Annotated in this window: 17 protein-coding genes; all 17 read left to right on the top strand. The window is 73.5% G+C overall.

Going from position 1 to position 20038, the window contains the following annotated elements:
* The first annotated feature begins 10 nt into the window (after positions 1-10).
* The 17 genes from OG966_RS38615 to OG966_RS38535 all read left to right on the top strand — a co-directional run bounded on the left by OG966_RS38615 (position 11) and on the right by OG966_RS38535 (position 20038).
* Complete coding sequence (locus OG966_RS38615) at positions 11-1834, top strand: phage tail sheath family protein (RefSeq protein ID WP_326654785.1); 1824 nt, start codon at positions 11-13, stop codon at positions 1832-1834.
* Positions 1835-1895: 61 nt separating this feature from the next.
* Positions 1896-2351, top strand: a complete 456-nt coding sequence (locus tag OG966_RS38610) for a phage tail protein (RefSeq protein WP_266484108.1) — start codon at positions 1896-1898, stop codon at positions 2349-2351.
* A 13-nt stretch (positions 2352-2364) separates the two neighbouring features.
* Entirely contained in the window at positions 2365-3975 is a 1611-nt protein-coding gene (locus tag OG966_RS38605; protein WP_326654783.1) for a phage tail sheath subtilisin-like domain-containing protein, read from the top strand.
* Complete coding sequence (locus OG966_RS38600) at positions 3972-4487, top strand: phage tail protein (protein WP_326654782.1); 516 nt, start codon at positions 3972-3974, stop codon at positions 4485-4487. Before OG966_RS38605 ends, OG966_RS38600 begins: the two co-directional genes overlap by 4 nt.
* 63 nt (positions 4488-4550) lie before the next feature.
* Positions 4551-4772, top strand: a complete 222-nt coding sequence (locus tag OG966_RS38595; RefSeq protein WP_326654781.1) for a putative phage tail protein — start codon at positions 4551-4553, stop codon at positions 4770-4772.
* Positions 4772-5473, top strand: a complete 702-nt coding sequence (locus OG966_RS38590; protein WP_326654780.1) for a CIS tube protein — start codon at positions 4772-4774, stop codon at positions 5471-5473. Before OG966_RS38595 ends, OG966_RS38590 begins: the two co-directional genes overlap by 1 nt.
* Positions 5474-5478: 5 nt before the next feature.
* Positions 5479-6696: a phage late control D family protein gene (locus tag OG966_RS38585; RefSeq protein WP_326654779.1), complete on the top strand. Its 1218-nt coding sequence runs from the start codon at positions 5479-5481 to the stop codon at positions 6694-6696.
* A gap of 16 nt (positions 6697-6712) precedes the next feature.
* Positions 6713-7435: a phage baseplate assembly protein V gene (locus tag OG966_RS38580; protein WP_326654778.1), complete on the top strand. Its 723-nt coding sequence runs from the start codon at positions 6713-6715 to the stop codon at positions 7433-7435.
* Positions 7432-7911, top strand: coding sequence for a GPW/gp25 family protein (locus OG966_RS38575; protein WP_326654777.1), 480 nt, complete (start codon positions 7432-7434; stop codon positions 7909-7911). The genes OG966_RS38580 and OG966_RS38575 overlap by 4 nt, the downstream gene beginning before the upstream one ends.
* The gene (locus OG966_RS38570; RefSeq protein WP_326654776.1) at positions 7908-10064 is read left to right on the top strand and encodes a hypothetical protein; all 2157 of its coding nucleotides are present in this window, start codon (positions 7908-7910) and stop codon (positions 10062-10064) included. Before OG966_RS38575 ends, OG966_RS38570 begins: the two co-directional genes overlap by 4 nt.
* On the top strand, positions 10061-12232 hold the full coding sequence (locus OG966_RS38565; protein ID WP_326654775.1) for a putative baseplate assembly protein: 2172 nt from the start codon (positions 10061-10063) through the stop codon (positions 12230-12232). Before OG966_RS38570 ends, OG966_RS38565 begins: the two co-directional genes overlap by 4 nt.
* Before the next feature lie 3 nt (positions 12233-12235).
* On the top strand, positions 12236-13675 hold the full coding sequence (locus OG966_RS38560) for a hypothetical protein (RefSeq protein WP_326654774.1): 1440 nt from the start codon (positions 12236-12238) through the stop codon (positions 13673-13675).
* Positions 13672-15021: a hypothetical protein gene (locus OG966_RS38555; protein WP_326654773.1), complete on the top strand. Its 1350-nt coding sequence runs from the start codon at positions 13672-13674 to the stop codon at positions 15019-15021. Before OG966_RS38560 ends, OG966_RS38555 begins: the two co-directional genes overlap by 4 nt.
* Entirely contained in the window at positions 15018-16148 is a 1131-nt protein-coding gene (locus tag OG966_RS38550; RefSeq protein ID WP_326654772.1) for a hypothetical protein, read from the top strand. The genes OG966_RS38555 and OG966_RS38550 overlap by 4 nt, the downstream gene beginning before the upstream one ends.
* Before the next feature lie 14 nt (positions 16149-16162).
* Positions 16163-17371 carry a hypothetical protein gene (locus tag OG966_RS38545; protein WP_326654771.1) on the top strand — a complete coding sequence of 403 codons (1209 nt, stop codon included), beginning with the start codon at positions 16163-16165 and terminating at the stop codon, positions 17369-17371.
* A gap of 34 nt (positions 17372-17405) precedes the next feature.
* On the top strand, positions 17406-17996 hold the full coding sequence (locus OG966_RS38540) for a hypothetical protein (protein ID WP_326654770.1): 591 nt from the start codon (positions 17406-17408) through the stop codon (positions 17994-17996).
* A gap of 53 nt (positions 17997-18049) precedes the next feature.
* Positions 18050-20038, top strand: coding sequence for a hypothetical protein (locus OG966_RS38535; protein WP_326654769.1), 1989 nt, complete (start codon positions 18050-18052; stop codon positions 20036-20038).

Genomic DNA, 20038 nt, shown 5'->3' with positions numbered 1-20038 from the left:
GGAAGCCCCGATGCCCGAATACCTCAGCCCAGGCGTCTTTGTCGAGGAGATCTCCACCGGCCCGCGGCCCATCACCGGGGTGGCCACCAGCACCGCCGGCATGGTCGGGGTGACCGCCCGAGGGCCGGATTCGGGCAAACCCAAGCTGGTGACCAGCCTGTTGGACTTCCACCGGCTCTTCGGCGGCTTCCTGCCCCGACCGGGCGACGCCGACGTCGCCGCCGCCGACGCGAACGGCATCCGGTGGTGGCTGCTGCCGCTGGCGGTGAAGGGATTCTTCGACAACGGCGGCCAACGGCTCTACGTCAAGCGGATCGTGCCCCCGGCCGTCGGCAGCACCAAGGCCTCCGCGACTCTTGTGGACCAGGCCACCCCGCCGGTGCCGGTTCTCGCCGCGGAGGCTGTGCAGGCGGGCGAGGGCGGCAACGCCCTGCATGCCGTCCTGCGGCTCGCGCGGTCCGCCACCTTTGCCGTGGTGGCGCCCGCCGCGCCACCCGCGGGCGATCCCCCGGCCACCGTGACGATCGCCGGTCTGGGCGCGATCGATACCGACAGCACGGTTCTCCTCGTTCCCGCGGACCGTACCCAGCAGCCCAGTCTGCACACGGTCGTGAGTCACGCCCCCGACGGCGTCAATATCACGCTCACCCTGGACCGCCCGCCCGCGGCCGCGGCCGTCGAGGGCGACACCCTCGTCCTGGCCGGCTTCCGGCTGGAGATCGTCGACGCGCCGCCCGGCGTCCCGCGGCAGACCCGGACGGTCCCGTCGGCGCTCAACCCGCCGGCCGCCGATCTGGCGACACTCGCCACGGCCGTCGGCGCGGACCCGGACGCACTCCTCTCGCTCACCATCGGCGCCGATCCGCTGCCGTTCCTGAGCAGCGGTGTCTCCAGGACCGACCCGGGCCGGCCGCTCGCCGCGCTCGATCTGGCCGGGGGCGCCGGCGGCGCGGGAGGTCTCACGCCCGCCGACTACATCGGCGTGGACGGAGGCAGCGGTAACCGCACGGGCATCCAGGCCCTCGAGGACATCGACGAGGTGGCGATCTGCGCCGTGCCCGGCGTCTGGGATCCGACCGTCCTCGACGGCCTCAACACGCACTGCGAGATCCTCGGTGACCGGTTCGCCGTGTTCGACGGACCTCCCGCGGCCGACCTCGAGGCCATCAGGGACTTTCGTGAGCCGCTGTCCACCGACCGGGCCGCCCTGTACTACCCCTGGCTCCAGGTGCCGAATCCGGCGGGCGCCGGCACCGCGAAGGCGCCCCCGTCGGGGCACATGATCGGCGTCTACGCCCGTACGGACGTGGAGCGGGGAGTCCACAAGGCGCCGGCCAACACGGTGCTGCGCGGCATCGTCCCCGGCGCGGGTCTGGCCTCGGACGTCACCCGGCGCGAGCAGGACACCCTCAATCCCGTCGGGATCAACGTGCTGCGGGCGTTCCCCAATCTGGGCCAGCGGGTGTGGGGAGCGCGGACCCTGTCGGACGACACCCGGTGGCGGTACGTCAACGTCCGCCGGCTCTTCCTCTTCATCGAGGAGTCACTCGACGAGGGACTCCAGTGGGTCGTCTTCGAACCCAACGCCGAGCAGCTGTGGGCCTCGGTCCGGCAGAGCATCAGCAGCTTCCTGACAGAGGTCTGGCGGGCCGGCGCACTGGCCGGCACCACACCGGAGGAAGCCTTCTACGTCGTCTGCGACCGGTCCACCATGACCGAGGACGACCTCGCGCAGGGCCGCCTGGTCTGCCAGGTCGGCGTCGCCCCAGTCTTTCCCGCCGAGTTCGTGGTCGTGCGGATCCAGCAGGCGACCCGCGAGTCGAACACGTCCTGAACAGCCACATCGCCGCGACCACTGAGAACGCTTCAACCGCCGCAAAAGAAAGGGGACGGCTGTGCCACCCGTTCAGCGTGACGATCCGTACGGCGCCTATAACTTCCTCGTGCAGGTCACCGGTGTCGCCGCCAACGGCCAGGACGTCCAGGCGTCCTTCACGGAGGTCTCCGGGCTCACCGTGGACATCCAGCCGATCGACTACCGCAACGGCAGCGAGGACATCCGGGTGCGCAAGATCCCCGGCCTCAAGAAATTCTCCAACCTGACGCTGAAGCGCGGCATCACCGGCCATCCGGAGTTCTGGAACTGGATCAAGAAGTCGATGAACGGCCAGACCCAGCGAGCTCCGGGGGCGATCCTCCTCCTCGACGAGAACCGCCAGGAGGTCATGCGCTGGAACTTCGACCGCGGCTGGCCGGTGAAGTACACCGGCCCCTCGCTCGGCGCGACCAAGAACGAGATCGCGATGGAGACGCTCGAACTCTGCGTCGAAGACCTCCAGATCGACGTCTGACCGGGAGACAGCCGTGTCCGCATCCGCCCTCGAACCGCCCCTGCCCGCCGAGCCGTTGCTGCCGGGACTGATCGCGACGGCAGCCGCGGCGGCCGATCCCGTCCAGCCGTTGCGCACCGATGTGGCCTGCTTCGCGGGGCGCACCCGGCGCGGCCCGGTGGCCACCCCGGTCCGCGTCACGGACTGGGCGGCCTACACCGCGGCCTTCGGCGGCCTGGACGCAGCACTCGATCTGCCCTATGCGGTGCGCGGATTCTTCGCCAACGGCGGCAGCGCGCTGTGGGTACTGCGGACGGAGCCGGCGGGCGCGACCGCCGCCACGGCCGCCTGGCCGGCCGGGGCGCCCTCACCCTTCGCGCCCGCGGCGGGCTGCCGGATCGATGCCGCGTCCCCGGGCGGCCGGGCCGACGGCACCCGGGTGACGGTCCGTCATCGTCTAACCGGATCCGCCGGGCACCCCCAGGTGCTGGTGCGGGTCGAGGCACCCGACGAGTCCCCCGAGTCCTTCGGCTGGCTGCGCCCAACCGATCTCCCCGACGCCGTGGCAGCTGCCTCCCGGCTCATCCGGCTGGTCCCCGACGGTCCCGCACCCGCCGGCCCACCGGCCGCACACGCGGGAACGCATACGGCCACCCTCACCGGAGGCGCTCCCTCTCCCGGCAGCCCCGATGACAGCGGGACCCTCGCCGACGCCTACGCCGACGCGGTACGGGCCATGGTGGAACTACCGGAACCCGCCCTGCTGGCGCTGCCCGACCTGGACCGCTGCGGGGTCGGGGAGACCCGCCGGGAAGAGCTGGCCGATCTGCTGGTCGAGGGGTGCGCGGACGCGCTCGACCGGCTGGCACTGCTCGACCCGCCTCTCACGGGCGCCGGAACCTCCGACCCCGCCGCGGCCGGCCGACAGGCCACCGGCTGGATGGACGCACTGCGCCTGCGTCACGACATACCGGGCCTGCAGGCGTGCGCTGTGCACTGGCCACCACTGCGGGTGCCCGACCCGCTGGCCACCACGCTCCCGGCGCTGCGTACGGTGCCCGCCTCCGGCCATGTCGCCGGAGTGGCAGCGCGGCTGGACCGCGAGCGAGGCGTGTTCGCGACCCCGGCCAACGCCTCGCTCGAGGGCGTCGTCGACCTCGCCCACGTACTGCGCCCCGATCAGGAAGTGGCGGTCTACGGATCGGGCGCCAATCTGCTGCGCTGCCCGCCCGGCAGAGGCCCGCTCGTGTGGGGCGGTCGTACGGCGGTGCCGCAACCACAGGCCCAGGGCGTGGGCGACGGTTGGTTCATCGCCCACCGCAGGCTCGTCCACCGTCTGGTGCGGGCGGCTCGCGAGGTGGCCGGGCCGCTGCTGTTCGAGCCCGACACACCCGGTCTGCGGCTGCTGCTCGTCCAGGGGCTGACCGAAGTACTGCTCGGCCTGTTCGAGGCGGGCGCGCTGGCCGGGGACCGGCCCGCGGAGGCCTTCCGGGTGCGGTGCGACGAAGGGCTGAACCCTCCGGAGCAGGCGGCGCTCGGGCAGGTGGTCTGCCAGGTGGAGGTGGCTCCGGCCGCGCCCATGGAATTCATCGCGATCCGCTTGCTGATGGGCGGGCGGGATCGGCTGGAGGTGGTGGAGGGATGACTGAGCAGGCGCTGGAGTTCTTCGCCGAGCCGCTGCCGAAGTACCGGTTCCTGGTGGTGCTCGGCCCGGCCGCCGCCCACCTGCCGCCCGCGCAGACGGCGTTGCTGCCGCTCACCGCCCAGGGTGCCTTCCAGCAGGTCACCGGGCTCGGGGCGCAGCTGGAGGTCACCTCGTATCCGGAAGGCGGGGTCAACGACCGGTTCCGGCAGTTCCCGGTACGCCACTCCTGGAACCGGATCGTGCTGCACCGCGGGGTGGCCCGGGGCACGGGCCTGTGGGCCTGGTACCAGGCCGGGCTCGGCAACCCGCTGGGCGCGCGCCGCAGCGGGGCGGTGCTGCTGCTGGACGGGGCCGGACTCCCCGGCGCGGTATGGGCCTTCAGGGGCGGCCTGGCCTCGAAGTGGACAGGCCCCGATCTGCACGCGGAACGCAGCGAAGTGGCCGTGGAGCAGCTGGAGATCGCGCACGAGGGTCTGGTGGCGGTGGAGCAGGCGGTGCCGGGGCTGGGCTGACGTACGCGGCAACGGCCGCAGGGAAAGCACGGCATGTCGTGATCACGGGTTCGGGAGAGAACAATGCTGACGATCCATCACCTTTCTGTCGACTTCGAGGTCGGCGGCGATGACACGGCGGTCTTCGCCCGGCTCTTCGCACAGCACATCCGGGAGTGGTCCCAACGGCAGGATGACGTCAGGGCCCGCGGCCGGCTGCTGGCCAGGGAGGCGTCCCTGACCGGTGACGGGCCGGGCCAGGACTCCTCCGGCGGGTCCGCGACCGGCTGCTTCGGGGGTGCCTGATGCTTCCACTGCCCGGCCTCCCCTCGGGGCGGGACGCCGCTGCGACGCCGGCGACGCTCAGCGTGCACCCGCCCGGTTCCGTGTCGGGGCCGGTGAACCCGCTGCTGACGCTGCCGGTCAATCCGACGGAGTACGCCGTCTCCAAGGCCGTGACGTTCGCCGAGATCGGCGTCCCGGGCCTGGACGCGCCCCCCCTGCAATTCGTACGCGGCGGCGCGCGGACCCTCAAGCTGGATGCGCTGGTCGACGCGGCCGAGGAGCCGGTGCGCGGGCGCCGCGATGTGCAGCGGCGGTGGCTCAACGATTTCCAGTCCCTGACGACTCGTCAAAGCACCACCCACGCACCGCCGGTGGTGACCTTCGCCTGGGGCGCCAATCCCTCGTTCACCGGCGTCGTGGACAGCCTCTCCATCACCTATGTGCTCTTCGACCGGGACGGCACACCGACCCGGGCCAAAGTGTCCCTGTCGCTCAAGGAGTTCAGGACGGCGGAGGAGCAGAACCTCACCACGGCCACAAGTTCGCCGACCGTGCAGAAGGTCTGGACGGTCCGGCGCGGCGACACGCTCTCCTCCATCGCGGCCGCGGTGTACCGGGACTCCGGGCGCTGGCGAGAACTGGCGGCCGCCAACTCCCTCGCCGATCCGCGGGCGCTCGCCCCGGGGATGGCACTCGTCGTCCCCGCCCTGGACCGGGGGTGAGGGTGATGGCGCTACTGAGGAACACGACCGCGACGCCGCTGCCGGCCGACACGTACGCCCCGTGTTTCGAGGTCGCGTTGGACGGCTCCGAGATCGCCGGGCAGATGCGCAGTTGTGTGCTCGACATCCAGGTGGTCCGTGAGCTGGACAAGACCGGGACGTTCTCGCTGGCGCTGAGCAACTGGGACGAGCTGAATCTGCGGCTGCGTTTCGACGACCCGAAGCACTTCGCCCCCGGCCAGCTGGTGGAGGTCCGGCTCGGCTACACCTCGCAGCCCCGGCCGCCGGTGGTGGCCAAGGGCCAGGTCACCACGATCCAGCCGGACTTCCCCTCGTCGGGGCCGCCGACGCTGCAGGTCTCCTGCCAGGACCGCACGGCGCAGATGAAGGCCCGTAAACCACGGGCCGACGAGGTGAAGAAGTATCTGGGCCTCGCCGACTGGCAGATCGCGCAGAAGGTCGCGGAGCGGCACGGGCTGGAGCTGGTGGCCGAAAAGGAGGGCGTGGTGCATCCGCTGGTGATGCAGAAGAACCAGGACGATGTCGCCTTCCTGCTGGAACGGGCGAAAGGCGTCGACCGGGAGTGCTACGTGGCGCCCGACCCGAAGAGCGGAGTGGAGCAGCTGTACTTCGTCTCCCCCGCCGACGGCAGGGCGGGCTCGACGGCCCGCCGGCCGCGCACCTTCGACCTCTGGTACTCGGTACTGGCCCGTGGTGCCCGCTCAGGACACCCGGAACTGGGCGAGGCCTCCGCCACCTCCCCCGCGCCCAGCCTGATCTCGTTCCGCCCGACCCTGACCCTGTCGGGGCAGGTCGCCAAAGTGACGGTGCGCGGCTGGGATCCCCGGACGAAGAAGGCGATCGTCAGCAGTGCGACACAGGCGGATCTGCAGGCTGAGCACGACGCCGGGCGCAGCGGTCCGGCGGCCGCCGCACAGGAGATGGGCGAGCGGGAAGAGGTCATCGTGGACCGCCCGGTGAGCTCGGAGCAGGAGGCGCGTGCGCTGGCGGTGAGTGTACTGCGCGGCAAGTCGTACGAATTCGTCACCTGCGCCGGCCAGTTGGCCGGCCTGCCCGATCTGGTGCCGAGCGATTCACTGCGGATCGGCGGGGTGGGGGGCAGGTTCGGCGGCACCTACTACACGACCAAGGTGACGCACTCCTTCAACTCATCCGGATTCTTGACCTCGTTCGAGGCACGGCGTACTTCCGAGGGGCGGTGACGAAGCGATGACGGGTATGCCGGGATCAGCCGTGGACAAGCGGTACTTCGGTGTGTCGACGGGTGTGGTGGAGCGGGTGGAGGACGACCCGGAGAAGGAGTGCCGGGTGCAGTTGAGACTGCCCTGGTTCGACAGCGCCACGATCACCGAGTGGTGCCGGGTGGCCCAGCCGTACGCGGGCAACGGATACGGGGCGAGCTTCGTGCCGGAGAAGGGCGACGAGGTGCTTGTCGCCTTCGACCAGGGTGACATGCGGTTCCCCATCGTCATCGGCAGCCTCTACAACGGCGTGGACAAGCCGCCCACGCACCGGGCGAGCGGCCGGGACGAGAAGCTGCTGCGGACCAAGCACGGCCACGAACTGGCCCTCGACGACAGCCCCGGCAAGGAAGCCGTGCGGCTCACCTCGTCCGCCGGGCACCGCATTGAACTCGACGACGCGGGCAGCTCGGTGGTGGTGCGCACCGCGTCCGGCGGCAAGGTGACGGTGACGGCCGACGGCTCGGTGGAGATCAGCGCCGGTTCCGGCCCTGTCAAGGTCACCGGCGGCTCGGTGACGCTGGACGCGCCGCAGGTGAAGCTGGGCACCGGCGCCACGCAGCACGTGGTCCCGTGGGAGACGTTCCTGCCGTGGTTCACCGGGCACACCCACCCTGTCGCCACGCCGGGCGCGACCGGTCCGGCGATCCCCGCACCTGGCCCGCCGCCGATGTCGACGACGGTGCAGGTGGCGTTGTGAACGGCGGCGCGCCGGGCGGCGCGGAGGCCTTCCTGGGGCAGGGCTGGCACTTCCCGCTGCTGCCGGACGCCTCGGGGCGGCTGGCGTACGCGGCCGGCGAGGACAGCGTCCGCGACTGCCTGCTGGTACTGATGCGCACCGCGCTGGGCGAGCGGGTGATGCGCCCCACGCTGGGCACCCGCGCCCCGGAGCTGGTCTTCGCGCCCGGCAGTTCGCGCTCACTGCGCGAGCTCGAGGACTCGGTACGGATCGCCATCCGCGACTTCGAGCCACGGGCGGCCGTGGACGACGTACGGGCGCAGGCACAGCCGGGCGAGGAGTGGCGGGTGACGGTCTCCGTCGACTACCGGGTCAGAACGACCGGCCGGCACGAGACGCTGGTCTTCCCCTATTACCTCGACGGCGGCTCCGGACTGGTGGGCGGAGCGGGCGCGTTCGGGGCAGCCGGACCGGCCGGCGGGGGTGGCACATCATGACCCTGACGCCGCTGCGGCTGGACGATCTGTCCTGGGCCGATCTGGTGGACGCGGTCCGCTCCCGGATCCCCGCCGAATCCTCGGGCCGCTGGACCCTGCACGCCCCCGTCGACCCGGGCATGACGCTGCTGGACCTCCAGGCATATCTGCTGGAGCAGCAGGTCTACCGGCTCGACCAGATCCCCGACGCCGTCGTGCACGCGGTGCTGCGGCTGCTGGGCGTGCCCGGACCGGCCCCGGCGACGGCCGCGGTGACGGTCCTGCAGATCGTCCCGCAGACGCCCGGCACCCGGCTGCGGATCCGGGAGGGCGCGTCGTTCAGCCGTGAACCGGGGCGCGGGAGGGACTTCTGCCTCGACCGGGACCTGGACGTACTGCCGGTGCGCGTGGCCGGGTTGTCGGTGCGGGAGGCGACGGGCGACCGGGACCGCACCGCCGATCTCGCCGCCGGACGCCCGGTGCCCCTGGCCGGCTCCCACGGCCGCCCCGCGCGGGTCCGGATCCGGCTCTCCGTGTCCGGCGACGGTTTTCCGGACGGCGGAACGCTCTCGCTGCTGCTCGCACTGGAGCAGCCCGCCGGGCCGTGGACCGGGAGCCGGACGGCCGACGGCTGGGCCGAGGGGGCCGTACCCGACGTGCCTCCCCCGGCTCAACTGAACTGGTTCTACGGGCCCGTTGGGGATACCGCTGCACTGCCCGAGGGGGCTGTGTCGGACGGCACCGGCGGACTGCGCCGGTCCGGCCTGGTCCGGCTGACCCTGCCGGCAACGGCCGCCGGATCCGAGATGGAGCTGGTGCTGGCCACGCCCGCCGCCACCTACGCCGCGCCGCCGCGACTGCTGCGGCTGTCCCCCAACTCCGTCCCCGCGCACCACGCACAGCGCGTCCGCCTTGAGGAAGGCCCCGACGGGCCCGTGGTGGCCCAACTCGCCCACCACCCGCCGCTTCCCGGCCTCACCGTCGTACTGCCCGGCGACGCCGCCGGACGCCTGATCGACGTCGCGCACTTCACGCTGCGCGAGACGGACGACGCGGGCCGCCGTCGCACCCACGACTGGGCAGCCGTGCCTGATCTGGCGTTCAGCGGGCCGCTGGACCGGGTGTTCACCGTGGACCGGGCCTTCGGGGCGCTGCGCTTCGGCGACGGCCTGACCGGTCGGATCCCCCGGCCCGACGTCACCGGGCCCGGGACCGTGTTGCGGGCGGCGTACCGGCTGGGCGGCGGACCGTCCGGCAATGGGGGCGCGGACCCGGCGGTCCCCGCCCACGCTGCCGAACCGGCCGCGCTGCTGGCCTTCCCCGCACTGTCCGGATTCGCCCGCCCGCAGCCGCAGCGCGCGACCGGGGAGGAAGCGCCGCCCGGAGCCTGGGTGTTCACCGGCGGATCCCCGGACACCGAACCACCCGGCGCCCCATGCACCGCGCGCGCCCTCGTCCCGTGCGCAGGAGGGGCCGAGCCCGAGACCCCGGCGGCGGCCCGCCGCCGGGCCGCCCCCGCGCTCGCTGTCGTCACCCGGGCCGTGACCGCCGCCGACCACGAGGAACTCGCCCTGTCCACCCCCGGGGTCGCCGTGGCCCGCGCCCACGCGCTGGTCGGCGCCCACCCCTCACACCCGTCGCGGAACGTGCCGGGCTCCGTGACCACCATCGTGGTCCCCCGGGTGCCGCGCGCCACCGGCGACAGCACCGCGCCCGACGCCGTACCCCTGCCCGTTCCCGACCCCGGCGCGCTGACCGCCGTACGCGCCCGGCTGGAGGCCGCACGTCTGCTCGGCGCCGGAGTGTTCGCGGCGCCCCCGCGCTACCGCCCGGTCCGCGTCCGCATCACCCTCCCCGCGGACACCGCCCGAAGGCAGCTCCTCGATGCGGCACTGCGCCGCTTCCTCGACCCCCTCACCGGCGGCGACGACGGCACCGGCTGGCCGTTCGGCGGCGTGCTGCGCCCGTCGGCGCTGCTGCGAGCGGCCGAACGGGCACTTCGAGCGGCGGGCGACCGCACCCCGGTCCAGTCCGTCGCCGCGGCCCTGGACGACGGTCCCTCCGAGTCCTGCGGCGATCTTCCGCTGCGACCCGGTGAACTTCCCGGCCCCGTCGAGATCCTCGTGTGCACCACACCGCCGTCCGGTGCCGCTCCACGGGAGGTACGCGCATGAACACCCACGGCCCGGACCGTTCCGCCGCTGTCGATCCCTCCGCGAGGCTCGCCCCCGGGGCGGACGAACCGTGGTGGACGCTGTCCGCCGGCGCCGCGCGTACGGCGCTGCTCGACACGGACGGCCGCCCGGTGCTGCTGGGTGCCGCACGGGAGGACCTGGTCGCCGCGCTGCGCGCCCGGGCCGGCGGCTTCACTCCCGACTGGACCGGGACGGGTCCCGACGACGCGGGGGATGCGCTGCTGCGGCTGTTCGCGCTGATGGCCGAGGCGGTGGCCGCACGCGTCGACCGGCTGCCCGGCAAGCTGCTCGTCGAGCATCTGCGGATCGCCGGGGTCTCCCTGCTGCCCGCGGCACCCGCCCAGGTGCTGCTGCGCCTCACGGCAACGGCAGCCGCAGGAGCGGGGGTTCAGGTCCCCGCGGGTTTCCAGGCCGGCGCGCCCGGCGAGGACGGCGCCGAAGTGGTGATGGAGACCGTGGACGACATGTGGGTGTCGCCCGCCGAGCTCACGTCCCTGGCCGTGGGCCGCCCCGCGACCGGCATCCTGCCGGGCCCCGTGGATGAGGTGACGCCGGGTCAGGACCCTTATGCCGACGGCTTCCTCCCGTTCGGTGCCCGGAGCGCGCCCGGCTCTGCCCTGTGGCTGGGGTTCACCGCCCCCCAGGCGCTCGAGGGCGGACTCTCGCTCGCCTTCGTGGCGGCCCCGCGCCCCGGCGGCCCGGCCGCCGCCGCCCGGGGAGCCGTCGCTCTGCCCGAGGCAGCCCCGCCGCAACTGCGCTGGTCCGTACTGGACGGTGACACCTTCCGGGAAGCCGACGTGGTGGTGGACCACACCGGCAATCTCGCCGGCACCGGGACCGTACAGCTGCGGCTGCCGACGGGCTGGCGGCCGGGCCGGCCGCCCGGCGGGGCCCAGCTTCCCGAAGCCCGCTGGCTGCGGGTGCGGCTCACCACAGGGACGTACGCCGAGCCGCCGCGACTCGCCGCCGTCCTGCCGCACACGGTGCTCGCGAGCGCCGTACGGACCGTGCGCGACGAGGTGTTGAGCCCGGCGCCGGCGGACCCCCGGGAGCAGGACGGCGGCGCGGGCGTGCGGCTGCGGCTGGCCACAGCGCCCGTCGTCCCCGGATCCCTTACCGTCACCGTCGCCGACGACCCCGCAGCGCCGCTCTTCCCGGTCGACGGCGCGACCCCCACCACACACGACTCGCTGCCCTTGTGGCGGGAAGTGCCCGACCTGGTCCTCGCGGGCCCCGCCGACCGGGTGTTCTCGCTCGACGCCGACACCGGCGTCCTCACCTTCGGCGACGGGGTGCACGGGGTCGCGCTGCCGCCCGGTGTGGGCCATGTACGGGCCGTCAGCTACCGCACCGGAGGCGGCAGGCAGGGCGCCGTCGCGGCGGACACGGCCACCGTGCTGCGCACGGCGGTGCCCGGGGTGGCCTCGGTGACCAACCCGTTGCCCGGGACCGGCGGAACTGACACCGAGCCGTTCGGTGCGACCGTACGGCGCGGCGCAGCCGAGATCCGCACCGCCGGGCGTGCCGTCACCCCCACCGACCACGCGCTGCTGGCGATGCGCGCCCCGGGTGCGCGCATCGCCCGGGCCCACGCCGTACCCGGGCACCACCCGGACCATCCCGGCGCCCGGCTGCCCGGCATCGTCGGCATCTACCTGGTGCCGCCCGACGAGGACCCCGCCACCGCCGGTGCGCCGCTCCCTTCGGCCGGCGACCTCGAGGCCGTCGCGGATCACCTCACGCGCACCCTCGCCCCCACCGGTATCACGGTCGTCGCCGCAGCGCCCCGATACATCCGCGTCGACGCCCGGATCGTGCTCGCGCTCGCCACGGGCGCCGACCGTGCCGCAGCCGTACGCCGCGCCGAGGACGGGCTGCGCCGCTTCCTGCACCCGCTCGACGGAGGCGACCGTGGCGACGGGTGGCCCTTCGGCGGGCCACTCATCCACACCACGCTGGCGCGCCGGCTGCTCATCGACGAGGAAGTGGCGGCTGTGCCGCTGCTGACGCTCACGGTGGACGGCCTGCCGGTACAGCCCTGCACCGATACGCCGCTGCCGCCGCACGCCCTGATCCGCGTCGGACGGGTGACGGCCTCCGTCGTCGCCGACACCACCGCCAACGCCACCACGCAGAAGGGGAGGTGAGACATGGACATCCGCACCGACGCGCCCGCGCACCTGCTGCTGGACTCCGCCTCGGGCTGGCGCCCGGCCGCAGGAGCCGCAGATCCACTCCCCGAACCCGTCCAGGACCACGACGCGCTGGTCCTGCCGCCCGGCGTGAGAGAGGCGGCACTGGTCACCGTCCCGCTCGACAGCGGCATCTCCCGGTGCCGCTGGCACCGGATCCGTATCGACGCCGATGTCCCGTCGGGCAGCGCGCTGGTCGTCCAACTGGCCACCACCGGCGACGATCCCGACGGCGTGCCGGGGCCCGAAGACTGGCAGACCGCCGCGGGACCGGCCTACGACATGCTGGTGGACCAGCCGCCGGGCCGGTACCTCGTCGTGCGGCTGCTGCTCGGCCGTACCGACGCCTCCGCGCCCGGGCCCGCCGTGCGGCAGCTGCGGCTGGACCTTCCCCGGGCCACCTCCGCCGACCTCCTCCCGGCCGTCTACCGCGAGGATCCGACCGCCGACGACTTCACCGAGCGGTTCCTCGCCCTGTTCGACTCGGTGGTCGAGACCCTCGGCCGGGCCACGGAACGGGCTCCCGCACTCCTCGACCCGGCCGGCGTGCCGGACGGTGTGCTGCCGTGGATCGCGGGTCTGCTCGGTCTCGATCTGGGGCCAGACCCCGACCCGGCGCCGGGTGCGAGTTCCGGCGGCGGCCCTGGAGGCAGCACGATCCCCGGCGCCCCGGACCCGGGCACCGCGCAGCTCCCGCCGCCCGTACTGCGCCGACTCATTGCCGTGGCACCGGAGTTGCGCAGGCGCCGCGGCACACCCTGCGGGCTCGCTCTGGCGCTGGAGATCGTGCTGGGGGTGCGCCCGGCGATCCTGGAACCGGCAGCTGCGCCGTGGGGCGCGGTGGGCCGGGACACCCGCCTGGGTGAGGTGCGGCTGTTCGGGCGGTCGGCGGCGCGGGTGCGCCTCGGCGGGTCCGCGGTCCTCGGTTCACGTCTGGCAGGAGCCGGCGCCCGCCGGGGCGGAGCGCGATTGCTTTCGCTCGGCAACCCCGACGAGGACCCGCTGACCGGCACCACGTTCCGTTTCCGCGTACTCATCCCCCCGGGCCCGCCGCCTGGCACCCGGCGACCCGCGTCGGCCGACGGCATGGCCAGGACCGCTGCCGATCTGGTCGAACGGCTCTCCCCCGCCCACACCACGGCGACCGTCTCCATCGGCGGGCTCGGCTTCACCGTCGGCGAGCGCAGCGCGGTCGGCGTGGACACCCTCCTCGTCAGCCCCGCGCCGTCCCCGGCCGGCGTGGCCGTCCTCGGCGCGGACTCCGTTCTCGGGGCGGACCGTTCGGGGCGACGCGGCATCCGCTTGGACGGCACGTCAGGTGCGGGCATCCGCACGGTCGCCCTGCACGAGGGCGGCACAGGCGCACACCCCGACGAGAAGAAAGGCAGGACCCCATGACGGCTCCCCCGACCGGGCGTGACAGCGCCCCGCGGACCGGCCGGCGGCGGCTGACGTACTTCCACGGCCAGTTGCTGTCCGCACAGGATCTCCGCCAGGAACAGGGGCAGTTCCTCGCACGGCTGCGCCTGCACAACCTCGCCCTGCACGGCTACGGCGTGGCCTACGGCCTGTGGACGCGCCCGGTGCCACCACCCGACGGCGAGTGCCCCGATCCGGAGCGCGCGGCCCCCTGGTTCGAGGTGACCGACGGCCTGGCCATCGACCGGCACGGCGACGAAGTGATCGTGCCGTGCGGCGTCCTGCCGAGGCACGATCTGTGGCAGCTGCTCGACGAGGACGAGCGGTGCCGCGCCCGGGAGGAGATCCGCTCCGGCCGCGACGGTGTCACCGTATACCTGACGATCCATCACTGCGAGGAGCCGGTCGACAGCGTCCGCGCGGTCTACACCGAGGCCTGCGACGGCCTCCCGCGCACCGCCTACGCCCACATCCGCGAAGGCTTCGTCCTACGGGCGACGACCCGGCGGCCCGAGCCGGACTCCTGCGACCCTCCGTGCCCCTGCGAGCCGCCCGCCGAAGGCGCACCGAAGGAGCACGGATGTGGTGACGGCAGGATCTTCGGACCCGGGCTGCTGCTCGCCCGCGTGAACCACGTACACCCCGACCGCGCGCTGGTCCCGGAGCAGATCCGTCCCGAGGTCCGCCGGCCCCTCTCCCGGCGACCGGCGACCGTGATCACCGGCATCTCCTGGCCGCACGGCGGCCGGCTGACCACCCAGCAGGCCCGCGTACTGCTGGGCGAACGCGGCCTGCGGATCCGCTTCTCGCGGCCGGTGCGCGCCGCGACCCTCCAGGACCCGGGTATCGCCGACCTGTTCCAGGTCACCGGCGGGCGGGGTGTCCACGGCACCGTCATGCGCCTGGAGACCCGGATCGACACGAGGGAACCGGACGACGAGACCACAGACCGGATCACGATCCGGCAGACGGACATCGAGTACCTCAACGACGGCGACCGGATCCACCTGGTGCTGCGCACCCCGTTCGTCCTCGACATCTGCGGCGACCCGGTGGACGGCACCCACACCGGCGGGCTCGTACCGCAGCCCGGCGGACCGGTCGCCCACCGGCCGGGGCTACTGCCGCCCGACGGCAGCGGACCCCGCACCTCCGGGACGCCCGCGGGTGCGGCCGGCGTCTTCGAGAGCTGGATCTTCATCGACAATCACCGGCCGGACGCCGAGGCCGACGCCGACGCCGAGTCGGAACCCGCCGACCGGACCGACAGCGAGGCCGACGGCGGCCGGACCAACGACAGCGAGACCACAGAGGGGCGGCCATGACCACCTCCGGCACCCACACCGCCCGCCCCCGTGACTGCGGCTGCGGTTGCGGCGGAAGCGGCAGCGGCAGGACCGCGTCCATCACCCCAACTGCCGGATTCCGGCCGGGCGGACCGGTCCGCCCGGTCTTCTCCGCGGGCCAGCTGCTCACCGAGGACGACCTCGGACAGCTCGCCGCCTGGACCACCGGCCGCATCCGCCTCCACAACCGACTGCGCTACGTATCGGCCCAAGGGCAGGGCGCCGTCCTGTGCGGGCTCGCCGTCAGCTGCGACTCCTGCGCCCGCGGTGTGGTGCGCATCGGCGAGGGCCACGCCGTGGACGGCCAGGGCAACGACATCCCGGCCATCTGCGTCGAGGACGTGGATGTCGTCGCCCTGGTACGGGAGTTCCGCGCCACGGGCGGCGGCTGCCCCGACCCCTGCCCGCCCGGACCCGAGCGCACCTACGGCCTCTTCCTGCGCTACGAGGAGGAGTTCGCCGAGCCTGTCGCCCCCTACGATCCCGGCGACGGCTGCACGCCGGTCGGCTGCGTACCCACGCGGGTACGGGAAGGCCACCGCTTCCTTGTGGGCTGCGTCCCCGACCGGCCCTCCGACCAGCTCTGCGCGCTGCTGCTCCGCCGGTTCGGTGACGACCGGGAGTTTCTGGAGGCCTGCCAGGGCGAGAGCCGGCCCCCGGCTGACGAACTCACGGACTGGCTCACCGCCCGCCTCGACGTCAACGGCGACCTGTGCGACCGCACTCTCCTGGCGCTGCTGTGCGACGTGCCGCCAAAACCGACCGGCAACGACGTCCAGCACAACCTGCTCCGCAAGGTGGGTGCCTGGTGCGCCTTCGAGGCGTATCTGCGCGCCGCCGTCCGCTCGCTCCTCGTCGTCCCCTGCCCCAGCGGCTGTGCTCCGGACGTGCTGATCGCCGAAGTGACGCTGGACGGCTGCGATGTCGTACGGGCCGTGCCGGCCGGACGGCGTGGCGCCCAGTTGCCCGATCCGGTGGAACAGCAGTGGCGAATCCAGCTGGCCCGGCTCTTCGAACACGACGTCAGCACGGCGCGGTTGCTGAGGTTTTTGCTGGACCTCCTCGACCTCACCGGCTGCCTGCCGCCGCAGCCGACCGAGACCTAGAAGGAGCGCAGACCATGCCTGCACCCCTGCGGCCAGAATTCCACGAGGGCCAGATCCTGGCCGCCGACGACCTGTCGGCCGTGGTGCGTTACGACCGTGACGCCGCCGCGCGCCACCACCGGCACCTGCACACCTGGGGGATCGCCTCGGGGCTGGAGGTGACGGTCCGCGCGCGGGCCGACTCGGACGTCTACAAGACAGTCATCGTCGGCAGCGGCACTCTCGTCGACCCGTCGGGGCGGGAGATCGTAGTGCCCACGCCGGTGGAACTCTCCACTCCCGACCAGGGGTTCGTGATCGCCGACCCCGGCAACACCGCCGCCCGCCCGCTCATGCTCATGTGGAGCGACCAGCCCTCGCCGGGCGGCGCGGCCGTGTCCCCGGGCGCCTGCTCCACGAACGTCGCCGCACACACCTCGGAGGGCTTTGCCCTCGTGGTCGGCGCCCCCGGCGACGAACTCGACCTCGCCGACCAGCAGCCGCCCGCGCCCGACGCCGGACCCGACCGGCTCGGCAGCGGCGACCGCGGCCGGGTGCTGCTCTCCTTCGTGACCTGGGGCGGCGGCGAAGACGGCGGCTTCACCGCTGTACTGCCCCGGGCGAACGGGGTCGGCCGCCGGTACGCGGGCGTCCTCGCCGACCGGGTGTCCGCGCGCGGCGGCACACTGGAACTGGCGGCAGAGCCACGCCCGGTGGCCGGAAAGGTGGGACTCCGGATCGGCGGTGAGCACGGCAGCCTGGACATCGGCCGGTTCAACGCTGCCGGCGCACTCGCCCCGGCGCTGCGCGTCCTCGGCGACGGCAGCACATCGATCCACGGCGATGTGAAGATCACCGGCGGGCTGACCGTCACCGGCGCCGTCGACAGCCCACTCGTCACCGGCAGCGTCCTCGTCCAGTCCGGCACCGCGACACACGGCGTCATCCTGCCGCTGCCCCCGCCGGTGACGGCGGATCAGGTGGAGTCGGGCGAGGTCGTTCTGCACCTCCAGGTGACGCCGCGGCTCCAGACGTACGGCGGTCCGCACGAAGGCGGTGTCGACGGATCCGGCTTCGGCGCACTGCCCGTGGTGCTGCGCTGCGAGGTGGACTCCCAGCGCAGGCTGAGCTGCCTGATCGCCTGGTACGGAGGGTTCGGCCCCGACCTGACACTCGGTTCTCCGTCCGTACTGCCGGGCGCAGCCGACTACTTCGTACTGGCCACAGCCCGACCGACCACCTGATCCGTCCCCACTGCAGCCACGAGGGAGAGCAACGATGACGATCAGCACGCGAGATCAATCGGTGCCGCAGTCACCGGAGTTGACCGTCACGGTCGTCCGCCTCGAACATACCGGCCATGTCGTCGCCGCACTGACCCGCGCGACGCCGGGTCCCCCGCCCGCCGTACGGCTGCTGACGCAGAGGGCAATCCCGCTGGCGGTCCCGGGAGCCTCGGGGCTCGTCCTGGTCCCGACCGGACTCCTCACGACCGAGGAACTCAGCGCGCCCCGGGACATCCTGGCGGCGCCGTGGCGCTGGTACGTGGACACCGGCGGCGAGCAGGCCGCCACCCCGGCAATGCCACAGCTCAAACCGGTTTCCTGCCCCGCCCCCTCCGTCGGCCTCACCGAAGGATCGCTCACCATCACATCCTCCACCACTGACGGCGCGGCCCCCGTCCTCGCGCTGGTCCATCCGACCGCCCAGTGGGGCGCCGGCAGCGCCGTCAGCCTTCAGATCCGCGACGTCCTCGGTCCGGACGGATCAGCCCTGATGGGCAATGGCGCCGTCGAGGACAGCGACGAAGCCCTGGTCTTCGTCCGGGGTCGGCCGGTGACCGTGTACAGCCCGGGCGAGATCGACTGACGTAGACCAGCGGACGGACCAGGGCAGGAGGCGGGACTGGGGTGACGGTTCACATGGATGCGACGACCGACGACGGTCTCATCGCCGCCCTCGGCGGCTGCACCGTGCTCGAATGCCGGGTGCGCGTCGTCAGGACCGACGGCTGGAGCTGGGGACCCGATCCCTCCGAACTGGCCCGTGGCGCAGTCGCGATGCTCCCCCGCGTGGTGGAGAAGCACCTCGCCGGGGCCCTGACCCGCACCGGCGTGTCGCTTCCCCCGCCCATCGCGGGACAAGCCCCGCACTCAGGACTCATCCCGCAGGACATGGAGGTGACCGTCCCCGTGCACATAAGGTCCTTTGCCACTCTCGACGAGCTGGCGGGTGCCGCCCACATGACGGACCGGATCATCGCGCCCGGATCCGGTCCTGACGCGACAGTGCTCCCCCACCGCGGTCACGCGGGCCCATCGGCTCCGGGCACGACACCGCTTTCCCGTCACGCCGGAACCGATGCCGGATCCGGCGCCGACACCCGTGCCGAAGCCCTGCGGGAGCCCGGCCGACCGGTGCCGCCCACGCCCGCCTTCGACCGTGACCGGGTGCTGGTCGGCCTCCTCAACGAGGCCTCCGTATGCGGGGCGTTGGACACGGTACTGGCCGGGCTTCCGCACGACGCGCTGCTGCTCCTGTTGCGCGCCCTCGATGCGGCGGGGAGCCGCCCGGCGTCCGGCCCCGGCTCTGCGGCCGACGCGGCAACTCCGTTCCCCGGTAGGGCCGGAGCAGTCCCCGGCGAAGCCCGGGACCCCGACCCCGACGCCCTCGCCGCCGCCCTCGTGGCGGCGCTGCGGTCCGAGCCACCCGTCCGGACGGACGCCACGCTCCATGCGACGGACACCCCGCTCACCGCCACCGGACCCGAGCCCGCCCCCGACACCGCGCTGCCCGCACTCCCCTCGCGGATCCCCCCGGCCCCCGGCCGGGCAGAGCAGCACCACGCAGGTCCCGCGTCCGGCACGGTGACCGATATCGACCGCGTACTCCCCTTCCTCCTGCTGCCCCCACTGCATGACCGCGGCTATCTGGAAGCGGTGGCAGCCGTCCTGACCGGGGGTGGCGCACAGGCCCCCGACGGTGCGGCCTTCGCCGCCTGCCTCGCGCACAAGGTGCTGCCGCCGCCCGCGCACGGCTGGCTGCGCTCACCGCAGGACACACACGCGGTCGCCGTCTTCGCGGGCACGACGCCGACGGGCCACGGCGCGCCCGACACCTCCGCGCTGGATCTCGAACGCCGTCTGGGTCCTCTCCTGGCCCTGCTCGACTCCCGCCTCGGACTCCAGACCGCCCAAGGACACACCGCCACAAGCCCCCTGCTTCTTCGCGCGGTGGCGCCCGGCCGGCTCCTCCTGCTGGACGTCGACGGTTTGTACCCGGTGTGGGAGGCGACGCGGCCGGCGGAACTCCTCCGGCCCTGGGAGCTGGCCGGGACCCCTCTCGTCCTGCTGCCCGCCCAGCCCGACGCCCCCGCGGCTTCCGGGCTGACGCTCGCTCTGGACGCCCTGGGCGTCGGCTTCGTGACCGATCTGCCGCCCACCCGCGGCGAGCAGCTCAGTCGGGTGCACGCACCGCGCCGCTGCTGGACCAACACCGGGGCACGGCTCCCCTCCCGCTCCGCCCCGGACGACGCGCTGGTCGGGGCCGCACGGCGGCTGACGTACGAGGCGTCCCGCGCCGCCCGGTTCACCGAGGCGCTGGTCGAGCTGCGGCCCGCCGTCCGAACGGGCCAGGCCTCCGCGATCGAACGCACCGTGACGCTGGCCGCCGCGGTCGCGCTGGCCGATCTCTCCTGGAAGCTCTGGTCGGAGCGGGAGCCCACAGACCCGATGTGCGCCCTCGACCGCTTCGCCGATCTGGGGGCCCGCGTGGCCTTCCACGACAGCACCGTCGAGGTGCGCCTGCCTCTGGGCGCCCGCCACTCCGACCTCTACCGCCACCGGCTGCTCGCCGACGTACCGGACGTGCCATGGTTCGGCGGCCGCACCGTCGTGTTCACAGGAGGGTGA

Origin of the sequence: Streptomyces sp. NBC_01750 (assembly GCF_035918095.1) — a bacterium.
Lineage (GTDB): Bacteria > Actinomycetota > Actinomycetes > Streptomycetales > Streptomycetaceae > Streptomyces.
The sequence above is the reverse complement of the archived record's forward strand: the minus strand, read 5'-3'. Positions and strand labels throughout refer to the sequence as shown.

Excerpts from the sequence above, each read along its gene's own strand:
- OG966_RS38615 (WP_326654785.1), top strand. The coding sequence starts at position 11 with ATGCCCGAATACCTCAGCCCAGGCGTCTTTGTCGAGGAGATCTCCACC.
- OG966_RS38600 (WP_326654782.1), top strand. The coding sequence starts at position 3,972 with ATGACTGAGCAGGCGCTGGAGTTCTTCGCCGAGCCGCTGCCGAAGTAC.
- OG966_RS38595 (WP_326654781.1), top strand. The coding sequence starts at position 4,551 with ATGCTGACGATCCATCACCTTTCTGTCGACTTCGAGGTCGGCGGCGAT.
- OG966_RS38590 (WP_326654780.1), top strand. The coding sequence starts at position 4,772 with ATGCTTCCACTGCCCGGCCTCCCCTCGGGGCGGGACGCCGCTGCGACG.
- OG966_RS38585 (WP_326654779.1), top strand. The coding sequence starts at position 5,479 with ATGGCGCTACTGAGGAACACGACCGCGACGCCGCTGCCGGCCGACACG.
- OG966_RS38580 (WP_326654778.1), top strand. The coding sequence starts at position 6,713 with ATGCCGGGATCAGCCGTGGACAAGCGGTACTTCGGTGTGTCGACGGGT.
- OG966_RS38570 (WP_326654776.1), top strand. The coding sequence starts at position 7,908 with ATGACCCTGACGCCGCTGCGGCTGGACGATCTGTCCTGGGCCGATCTG.
- OG966_RS38565 (WP_326654775.1), top strand. The coding sequence starts at position 10,061 with ATGAACACCCACGGCCCGGACCGTTCCGCCGCTGTCGATCCCTCCGCG.
- OG966_RS38560 (WP_326654774.1), top strand. The coding sequence starts at position 12,236 with ATGGACATCCGCACCGACGCGCCCGCGCACCTGCTGCTGGACTCCGCC.
- OG966_RS38555 (WP_326654773.1), top strand. The coding sequence starts at position 13,672 with ATGACGGCTCCCCCGACCGGGCGTGACAGCGCCCCGCGGACCGGCCGG.
- OG966_RS38550 (WP_326654772.1), top strand. The coding sequence starts at position 15,018 with ATGACCACCTCCGGCACCCACACCGCCCGCCCCCGTGACTGCGGCTGC.
- OG966_RS38545 (WP_326654771.1), top strand. The coding sequence starts at position 16,163 with ATGCCTGCACCCCTGCGGCCAGAATTCCACGAGGGCCAGATCCTGGCC.
- OG966_RS38540 (WP_326654770.1), top strand. The coding sequence starts at position 17,406 with ATGACGATCAGCACGCGAGATCAATCGGTGCCGCAGTCACCGGAGTTG.
- OG966_RS38535 (WP_326654769.1), top strand. The coding sequence starts at position 18,050 with ATGGATGCGACGACCGACGACGGTCTCATCGCCGCCCTCGGCGGCTGC.